Origin of the sequence: Actinacidiphila paucisporea (assembly GCF_900142575.1) — a bacterium.
GTDB classification, from domain to species: Bacteria; Actinomycetota; Actinomycetes; order Streptomycetales; family Streptomycetaceae; genus Actinacidiphila; species Actinacidiphila paucisporea.
On the sequence record NZ_FRBI01000061.1, the window covers coordinates 1 to 9,020 of the forward strand.

The window sequence follows — 9,020 nt, forward strand, 5'->3', positions numbered from 1 at the left end:
CCCGCGGAGCGGGTGCCACAGCGCTGCGCGCTGTGCAGGCGGATACCACTCGCTTCGCTCGTGGTATCCGCCTCGCTTCGCTCTGCGTGACCGCGCTCCGCGCGGTCTATCCGGCTTCGCCGGACCAATCCTTCCGCTTCGCTCCAGGATTGACAGACCGCCGGGGCTTCGCCCTCTTGGCGGTCGCGGGGGTCCTGCGCTTCGCTGCGGACAGCGGGCCGCCACTCGGGTTACGGAACTGGCGGTCGCGGGGGTCCTGCGCTTCGCTGCGGACAGCGGGCCGCCACTCGGGTTACGGAACTGCCTGACGCACGGACCGTGCCGGTGAAGCAACGGGCGGGCCGGCAAACGGGGGGCGCCTCAGGGGTTCCGTGATTTTCGCCGCGCGGACCGGTTGCTGACCAACAGCACTATGAACAACAGCACCTGACAGGACGTCCACACAATGCTCTTCTTGCTGTCACCGTCGATCACCCGCAGGACCAGGAGCGCGATGCTGATGCAGAGCATCAGCCACATAGTCCATGCCACCCACCGTGCTCCCGGCTTCACCCATGACGGAGTCGGCTGCGAACCAGAACGCTTCACCATGAGCAGCTCCTTCCCGCATCCGCCCAGGCGAAGCCCTCAACGCCCACCGTGCAAGGAGCGGCCAGCACCTGGCTGATACGAGAGCAGGACTCGAGGGCTGCCGCTGATGCCACATCAGCGGCAGCTCGGGCCGCCGGACACGCTCACCATGTCGCAGTGCATCTGTCCGGTCCTATCGCTGAGGCCATGGATGATCTGCATGCCGATGATGACAAGGACTGCTGCCGCCATGGTCAGTACAGCAAGCCACTTCCATGATCTGTTTTCGCTGTGGCCTGGCATAGCGCCTCCTCGCTCTCGCTCATGGGACTCCGAGGATCTCCAATCGGTTCCGGCCCTCTTGCCGGTCGGCGGACCATGGAGTGCGTCAAACTTCTAGGTACGCTAACCTCTGGATTCATACGCTGCCCCCGGGAGCGCACACAACTCTCGGGGCACGCATCATCCCGGGATAGGGGAGCGTCAAACCATGGTGGCGGTAGTCACAGCCGAGGCGGAAAGCAAGGACGTGGAGATGGACCCGCTTCCGCATCAGATCGAGGCGTCCGACGCGGCGGTGTGGAAACTCGAATTGCAGCCGGGTCAGGAAATGCCCGCGCAGGGTCTGCGGACGCAGGTCATCGCGGCGACCGGTTCGGGAAAAACATTTATGGCGGTGCTGACCGCGCGGAAATTGCGGGCAGGTCGGGTGTTGGTGCTGGTGCCGACTTTGGATTTGCTGACGCAGATGGCGGCCGCATGGCGCGCGGGCGGCCGTACGGGGCCGTTCTACGGCATCTGCTCGCTGCGCGCGGAGGAGGCGCAGGGGCTGGCGGCGTGCACGACGGACGTGGACGAGCTGGTGGCGTGGACCAAGGGCCTGGAGACCGTCACAGTGTTCGCCACGTACGCCAGCGTGGGTCTGGGGACGCTCCAGCGGGCGCATGAGGCGGGCCTTTCGCCCTGGTCGCTAGTGGTCGTGGACGAGGCCCACCGGGTCAGCGGCAGGGGCAGCAAGCCATGGGCCGCGATCCACAACAACACCAAGGTGCCGGCCGACCGCAGGCTCTACATGACCGCCACTCCGCGGGTGTGGGAGGCGCCGGAGACTGACGAGGGCGGCAGCGGTGCGCCGGTGCTGGTGGCCAGCATGGAGGACGACCCGGAGGGGCTGTTCGGGTCCGTGGCGTACAAGTTGACGCTCTCGCAGGCCCGCAATTTGGGCTTGGTCGCAGCGTGGCAGGTGGTCTGTGTCGACGTGACCGACCCCGAGCTCCAGGCGGCTGCGCTGCTCGGGATCGAGGCCAGGTCGGACAACGTGCGGGGCTCGCGCCTCGCGGCTCTGCAGACCGCGGCGGTGAAGACGTCGGCGGAGCAGGGCCTGCGGCGCATGCTCACGTTCCACTACCGGACCAGCGAGGCCGAAGCGATGGCGGCCGGGGTGCCGGCGGTTGCGCAGCGGCTGTGGGAGGACGACCCGGAGACGTACTCGGAGCCTGCCCGGGTGTGGGCGTCGTGGCTGTGCGGGGATCACAGGCCCGACCACCGCAAGGCGACCTTGGCGAAGTTCGCCGATCCGGTCGGGGAGCGCGTCGACGGTGACCTGGTCCCGATGCGGCTGCGGCTGCTGAGCAGTGTTCGAATCCTCGGGGAAGGCGTCGACACCAAGGGTTGTGACGCTGTGTTCTTCGGGGACGTGCGCGGGTCGGCGGTCGACATCCTCCAGATCGTTGGCCGGGCGCTGCGTATGAAGGCGGGAGAAGGCAAGGTCGCGTCGTTGGTGGTGCCTGTTTTCCTGGGCAAGGGTGAGGACCCGGACGCCATGCTCACCAGCAAGGGGTACAACGGATTGGCCCGGATTTTGGCTGCTCTCCGCAGTCACGACGCGGACACCATCGAAGCGCTGGCGGAGCAGCAGTCGAACGCCCGGAGCCGGAAACCCACGGTGGCGGAGATCAAGGCAGCCGGGCGGGGAGAAGAGGCCGGCACGTCTGCCCCCGCGCAGAGCCTGCTGTCCTTCTCCACTCCGCGTGACCCGGCCGTCCTGGCGCAGTTCATGAAACTGCGGATTCTCCAGCCGGAAAACGCGTACTGGCGTCAGGGATTCCAGGCCGCGACCCGGTACGTGAAAGAGAACGGAGATCTGAAAGTCCCCTACGCATTCACCACGCCGGAGGAATGGCAGCCCGCCGAATTTCCATTGGGCACGTGGATTGCCGACCAGAGGCGGTTCTACAACGCGGGTGAGATGAAGCCCGCACGAGCCAAGGAACTCGAAGAGCTCGGCATGATCTGGTCGCACTGGGACGTCGCGTTTCAGGAGGGGCTGTCAGCGGCGGAGGGGTGTGCGGCCGAGCACGGGCACTTCCTCCCGCCCACGAGCGCCACATGGCACGAATACCCCATCGGGGTATGGGCCAAGAATTTGAGGACCGCGGGCCGCCGGTTGGCGAAGGTCGAGGCGCGGCGCGAGCAGGGGCTGGCGGTCGGCTCCACCGCGGGCGTGCTGACCGAGGAACGCAGGGACGCGCTCGAGGCGATCGACCCGAGCTGGTGCCCGGCCTGGCCCGTCGCCTGGCAACGCTGCTACATGCTCTGCCGCACCCTTGTCACCGTCGGCGCCCCGCTCCCCACTGCCCCTGGGCAGACCACGCTCCAGGGCGAGGAGCTCGGCGCGTGGATCCAGGCACAGCGGCACGGCTGGGACCAGCTGCTCCCCGCGCAGCAGTGGATGCTCGAGTACATGCTCCACCTCACCCCCGCCGGGCCCGACGAGCGGCCTCCAGCGCCCCGTACGCAGGCCGACAAGTGGGCGCTGAACATCCGGGCCACCAGGCAGTTCCACGCCCGCGAAGGCCACCTCCAAGTGCCCCGCAAGCACATCGAGCGGCTGACCGAGCCGGACGGATCGGTGACGGAGATCAAGCTCGGCATGTTCGTCGATAACTGCCGGCGGCGGGCCGAGAAGTTGGGTGACGACCGGCGGGCGGAACTCGACGCGCTCGGCATGCGCTGGTAAGCAGCTAGTGTGGGGCGTATCTCCGCGGGCCCGAAACACCCAGGCCGCGGTCTGCTAGCCACCCCGTGACAGCCGCTTGGTCACCCCGTGGCAGCAGGCGGGGGCCACCAAACAGCAGCGCCTGGTCACCCCCTGACAGCAACCGTTCCACCGGCCCCTCGTCACCGCACCCGCATTTCGCACCAGCGCAGGTACACGGTCGGGCACGATGGGCCGATGGCCGGGGAGAGATTCTTCAACGACGATCCTGTCGACGGGAGCCCTGATGCTCCCGATCTACTGGGGCGTCAGCAGTACGCCCAGCACGCCGTCGCACTCCTCCACCAGGTGCGCGAGCAGAGCGAATGTGGATGTACTCCGACCTCGAGTCGCTGACGCTGGCGCTGTTCAGCGAGATCCGCGCCGCCCTCCCCCACGACAGCCAGTGGTCCGAGCTGCGCAGGAAGATCGGCGCGTTCGGCCAGTCGATCAGTCCGCTGGGAAGGCTGACGGGGCTGCTCGGCCTGGACTCCTCGGAGCTGATCAAGCAGGTCTCCGACCGGATAGCCGGTGACACCAGTGCCTCGGCCGCCAAACGCACCGCCGAGGCAGCTCTGCGCCAGGCGGCACTGCCGGTCCTGGTGGTCATGGACGACCTGGACCGGCTCACCCCCGAGGAACTGCTGGTCGTCTTCAAGCTCATCCGCCTGGTTGGCCACCTGCCGAACGTGTACTACGTGGTCAGCTTCGACGAACAGACCCTGCTGGACGTCCTCAAGCGCACTGACCTGGTCGGCTCGAACGACCAGCGGGCCCAGGAGTTCCTGGAAAAGCTCATCCAGGTCCGGCTCGACCTGCCGGCCTTCCGCGACCGCGACATCGACGCCATGGCCACCCGCCTCCTGAACGCGCTGCTGAGCTCCCACGGGGTGTCCCTGACGCCGGAGCAGGAGCAGCGTTTCTCCGAGGCGTACTTCCGACACCTCCAGGACCGGCTGAGGACACCGCGGGCCATCAAGCGCTACTTCGGCCAAGCCGGCGCAACCCTCAGCCCGCTGGCGGGGGAGGTCGACCTCGTCGACTTCCTGATCGTCACCTTCCTGCGCACCAGCGAGCCCGGCGTCTACCGGATGCTGGGACGGCATCGCGACGAACTGACCGGCACCAGCATCGACCCGGCGCTGCGACACGACGCCCGGCCCGGTGAACGCGCCGAGCGGTGGAAGGAGCGCCTGCGACAGGCCGGTGTCACCCCGGACAACCTCGACGGGGTGATCGGGCTGCTCGGCCTGCTGTTCCCCGCCGTCCGGCAGGCCGTCGGCAACGGCGGCGACCCCGTGCCGCAGCCCGCCGGCGCGGGATCGGCAGCCCGGACTACTTCGACCGGTACGTCGTCTTCACCGTCCCCGCCGATGGCCTACCGGAAGCTGCCTTCGAACAAGCCCTCGCTCAGATCGCGTCAGGGATCGAAGGCGATCAAGCGGCCGCACTGCTGGTGCGTCTACGGGAGGACACCCACCGCATCATCCGGCGCATCGACCAGGCACGCACCGACGGCGTCCCTGTGCCCGCGGCCGCACTACTCCAGGCCCTGGCCGACAACTACGGCCAACTGACAGCGCAGCCCGAAGCGATGGGGCTGCTGGGCGCCGACCGGTGGGCGCGCTTCTTCGCCCCGGCCCTCCTCCTGGACCTGCCCCCCGGCCAGCGGCCCGCCGCCGTGGCCACCATGGCCGCCACCCACGACGGAGCAGTCCTGGCCACCCGGACCCTCCACCGCGCTACCAACCCCGACGACACCGCATCCGAACACGTGACAACCACCGAAGCCTGGGCCGCCCAGGCCCGTGACGCCCTCACCGGCCGCCTGGTCGAACACCTCGCACCAGCCACGCAACGGCCCGCCACCAACCTCACCGAGCAGGACAGCGAGCTGATCTGGATGTGGCGCCACACCGACCCCACCCGCATCCGCACCTGGCTGAGCGACCGCCTCCAAAACGGATGGGAACTCCTCCCGCTCCTGGCCGCACTCATCACCCCCGCGCGGTACTCACAGCCCCTCATCAGCAACGAGACCTGGGCCGGCCTCGACGCCATGTTCACCCACGACAACCTCTACACCCGCCTCGCACCCCACCTCGACACCCCGCAACCCGCCGACCAATACAAAACCGACATCCTCCAAGCCCTCCGCGACCGCCGACCCGAACCGAACCAAACCACCCCGGACGCCCCCGAGACCCCGTGACGACCCAACCCTGCCCCTCCGGGACCGCCCATAGGAGCAGCCACCCCCACGACAGCCGACCCGCCCCGGCCTCGCCGTTAAACGGCAGCCACTTGGTCACCCCGTGACAGCAGACCAACCCACGTCCGCAGGGCATGACCAGGCAATCAGCAAATGAACACCGCTGACGCACAACCGCTGCCACCAGCGCGGGTCTGTCCAAGGCCACGGTGCAGGGCGAGGACTTGGGCGCGTGGGTGCTGGCGCAGCGCCTGGACTGGGACCAACTGCTGCCTGCAGCAGTGGATGCTGGAGAACATGCTCCACCTGGCCCCGGCAGGGCCTGACGAACGGCCCCCGGCGCCCCGTACACAGGCCGACAAGCTCAGCCCCGAACGGCGAGCGGAGCTCGACGCACTCGGCATGCGCTGGTAGGCGCGGCGCAGTTCTCAGGTCGGGCCCGCCCGGGCTCCTGGTGGAGTCCTTGACCGACCGGGGCAGTGCCCAGAGGGCCTGGAAGTTGGCGACGTCCATCGAACGGCGGATAGGGTTCTGCCATGTCAGGCATACGCAGTGGGCTGCTGCGCGCATTCTGGGCCGTGGATCGCATGCTCGGCGGTGAGCAGCCCCTCAGCCGCACGGAACGGTTTGTCGCAGCTCGGCACCCTGTCCGCCTCGGCGTCGGGGTCGGCGTCTGCTGGACCGCGCTCTGCACGTTGCTCCCCGGTACGCAATCCTTAGACGTCGTGGTCGGCATTGCCGGCGGAATTCTGCTCGGCGCACTCTCCGGCTTCACCGCAGGCTACTTAAGGGCACGTCAGCAACGCCTGCAACGAATGCTGTCCCGGAACGGCGCATGAACCGCACCTGGAACGTGCGCTTTCCCACCCGCAACTGTCTCTCACAAGTACCGCCGGCGCGGCGTGAACGTGCAGGTGGTCACCGACTGCAGGCCGGCTGCTGTGGCTCTCACCCGCGTTGCCGGGCCGGGCTCACGACCTCGGCGCCGCCCGCACCCACCGCATCACCGCATCTGTGAGCGTTTACAGCCTCGCCATCCTGGCCGATCTAGCCCACCAGGGCGGCGGCCCCTTTCGGCCCCCTTGGCCCGGCCTTGGATCACGAACGCGGACAGGGGGGCCACACCTGCCGACCTGAGCCCGGACAAGGGGGCGCTGCCTTGTGATCCACGCGCAGCCCGGCGGCTCATTCCAGAATTTTGGAACGGCTGGCCCGGCGCAGGCCCCGTCCCTGCCACCGACCCGCCGCGAGCCGCACGCACGGCGAGCCGGCCCCACGCCACCATCCCCTCCGCCCCGAACAGCCCACCCCGCACCCCCCTGCCTCCCTCTTCCCGGCGGGCGCGGCAGGGGTGGATGAGAGGGAAGTCGGCGTGCCGCTCACCTGCCGCAGCCTGGTTGACGTGCAGGTCTGCCGCTCACCCGCCGGCAGCCGCGCACGGCCCCTCGCACGCTCCCTCGCACGGCCTCTCGCACGGTGCCTTGCACGCTCCCTTGCCGCCGCCGACCAGACCCCGGCTGCTGCCCGGCTGCCCTCTCCCGCCCCGGCTTGCCCGGGGCGGCGCGGCGGCCCGCGCGAGACCTGGCGCCCTGTTCCCCTGGCCCTCCGCTCCACCTTCCATTTCTACGGTTGTGGCGGGTGCGGAGCGGAGGGCCAGGGGAAGTCTGCGGCCGGTGTACTTTTCCGTCGCAGGTCAGAGACCGTTTTTCAAGGGGTCGTGTACCGGTCGGTGCGCGCTAGTTGCGCGCCTAGCTGGCACGAGCAAACCACCGCAAACCATCCCAGTCGGACCCCTAGTTGCCACGGTTCCGCTTAGGGCCCGCGCCCGGCTCGAACCGCGGTGACACATCCGGCTCCGGCCACTATCACCGGCGTGAGAGGCGCGGGCCAGGGGCTCACCGCTCGTCTACGGTCACGGCTTCGTCCCGCAGGCCGGCTAGCTTCTTCACCTTCCTCTTCCGCTTGCCGAACCACTCCGCCCGCGCCCACTGGGCTTCCCGCTCTCGCTGCTCGGCTTCCTCGCGGCGCTGGCGTTCGGCTTTGGCGGCCTGCTCGCGCTGGTCCTGGCGCTGGTGGAACGCGGCTTCGGGGTGGATGTCGGTGAGCGCCTGGAGCAGGGGCTGGCCTTCGGCGGGGCGGTAGCCGTCGATGCGCAGCCGCACCGGGCCCAAGGGTCCGTGTTCTTGGAGGCGGTCCAGGGTCGTCATCACCAGGGGGATGCGGCCGGTGAAGTCGAGGTAGAAGGTCTCCTTCCGGGTTGACGTTGTGATAGCTGAAGGTGCTGCGCTTTGGTGCCCAGTGCTCGCGGGACAGGCCTGCCACCGCGCGCATCCGGTTGGTAGAACGTGGTCCAGACCGGGACCGTGTTCAGGTCGCCGATCGTGCCGCGGCCGGTGCCCGACGGCAGTGCCGGGTCGCGGACGCGGCGGGCGTAGAAGTCGGCGTAGGCGCCGACCTTGTCCGCCAGGACGTGTACGGACTCCGTCGCCCGGTCGACGTCCACCATCAGCAGCGGCACACCCGCGGCCTTGTCCTGGAACACTGCATCCGCGCGGACGTTGCGCTTGCCCGAGCTGGTGAGCGGGTGCGGGACCTCGGTGCGCCAGCAGTCGATGGCCCCGACCCCGGCCGGGGCGCCCGGGAGGGTGCCGCCGCGGGTGAAGGCCACGATCGTGCTGTTGGCGGCCATCGCGTGCGGAGCGCCTCCGCTGCCCGCGCCGCGGGCGTAGCCGCCCATCACATCCGGCTCGCGCCCCAGATGCCCGGCGGCAGCCTCCAGGCCGGCCTTCGTCAGCCCCCACAGCTTCCGTGACGGCTCCCCGCGCCGGTCCGGCGCACCGAACCTCCCCGCAGGTCCCGCCGTGCTGCCCGCGGCCACCGTGCCTGCTTCTCCCCTGCCTTCACTCTCGGCCTGGTCACCGGGCCTGTCGTGCCGGTCATCTGACGCCTCCCCGCCGATCGTGCTGTGGAGGCCTTCGATCGTCGCCTGAGCCGCCGACAGCCCGGCCCGCATCTCTTTTCCCCGGCCGACGCACCCAGCGGCGGCCAGCCGCCCGGCCAGGGCCCGCCGGAGGCCAAACCCGCCCCTGACCCCTCGCCCTGCCGCCCGCCTACGCCGCACCGTCCCCTTCCCCCAGGTACGGCCAAGGAGGGTGGAGGGCAGAGGGGTTGTCGGCATCCCCGGTGATGTCGGGACAAGGG

Annotated in this window: 7 protein-coding genes and 1 pseudogene; 5 read left to right on the plus strand and 3 right to left on the minus strand. The window is 69.4% G+C overall.

Annotated elements, in window-relative coordinates; all coding sequences use genetic code 11:
• Nucleotides 1-360 precede the first annotated feature (360 nt).
• Nucleotides 361-591, minus strand: coding sequence for a hypothetical protein (locus BUE44_RS37310; protein WP_143172675.1), 231 nt, complete (start codon nt 589-591; stop codon nt 361-363).
• A gap of 469 nt (nt 592-1,060) precedes the next feature.
• Here BUE44_RS37310 and BUE44_RS35335 point away from each other — a divergent pair, with 469 nt between their 5' ends.
• The 5 genes and pseudogenes from BUE44_RS35335 to BUE44_RS39965 all read left to right on the plus strand — a co-directional run.
• Entirely contained in the window at nt 1,061-3,589 is a 2,529-nt protein-coding gene (locus BUE44_RS35335) for a DEAD/DEAH box helicase (protein ID WP_235002771.1), read from the plus strand.
• Between the two features lie 350 nt (nt 3,590-3,939).
• The gene (locus BUE44_RS39150) at nt 3,940-5,184 is read left to right on the plus strand and encodes a KAP family P-loop NTPase fold protein (protein ID WP_235002772.1); all 1,245 of its coding nucleotides are present in this window, start codon (nt 3,940-3,942) and stop codon (nt 5,182-5,184) included.
• Complete coding sequence (locus BUE44_RS39155; RefSeq protein WP_235002773.1) at nt 5,133-5,819, plus strand: hypothetical protein; 687 nt, start codon at nt 5,133-5,135, stop codon at nt 5,817-5,819. The genes BUE44_RS39150 and BUE44_RS39155 overlap by 52 nt, the downstream gene beginning before the upstream one ends.
• 536 nt (nt 5,820-6,355) lie before the next feature.
• Nucleotides 6,356-6,658, plus strand: coding sequence for a hypothetical protein (locus BUE44_RS37315; RefSeq protein WP_143172676.1), 303 nt, complete (start codon nt 6,356-6,358; stop codon nt 6,656-6,658).
• A 30-nt stretch (nt 6,659-6,688) separates the two neighbouring features.
• Nucleotides 6,689-6,893 (plus strand): annotated as a pseudogene (locus BUE44_RS39965) (transposase family protein); the annotation flags it as partial.
• Between the two features lie 821 nt (nt 6,894-7,714).
• Here BUE44_RS39965 and BUE44_RS35350 read toward each other — a convergent pair.
• Nucleotides 7,715-8,026 carry a hypothetical protein gene (locus tag BUE44_RS35350; RefSeq protein ID WP_073503106.1) on the minus strand — a complete coding sequence of 104 codons (312 nt, stop codon included), beginning with the start codon at nt 8,024-8,026 and terminating at the stop codon, nt 7,715-7,717.
• Entirely contained in the window at nt 8,026-8,832 is an 807-nt protein-coding gene (locus BUE44_RS35355; RefSeq protein WP_073503107.1) for a replication-relaxation family protein, read from the minus strand. Before BUE44_RS35355 ends, BUE44_RS35350 begins: the two co-directional genes overlap by 1 nt.
• Nucleotides 8,833-9,020 lie beyond the last annotated feature (188 nt).

Bases quoted from the DNA above. Each gene is read 5' to 3' on its own strand.
- BUE44_RS35350 (WP_073503106.1), bottom strand. From the start codon at position 8,026: ATGACGACCCTGGACCGCCTCCAAGAACACGGACCCTTGGGCCCGGTG.
- BUE44_RS37315 (WP_143172676.1), top strand. From the start codon at position 6,356: ATGTCAGGCATACGCAGTGGGCTGCTGCGCGCATTCTGGGCCGTGGAT.
- BUE44_RS35335 (WP_235002771.1), top strand. From the start codon at position 1,061: ATGGTGGCGGTAGTCACAGCCGAGGCGGAAAGCAAGGACGTGGAGATG.
- BUE44_RS39150 (WP_235002772.1), top strand. From the start codon at position 3,940: ATGTACTCCGACCTCGAGTCGCTGACGCTGGCGCTGTTCAGCGAGATC.
- BUE44_RS37310 (WP_143172675.1), bottom strand. From the start codon at position 591: ATGGTGAAGCGTTCTGGTTCGCAGCCGACTCCGTCATGGGTGAAGCCG.
- BUE44_RS35355 (WP_073503107.1), bottom strand. From the start codon at position 8,832: ATGCGGGCCGGGCTGTCGGCGGCTCAGGCGACGATCGAAGGCCTCCAC.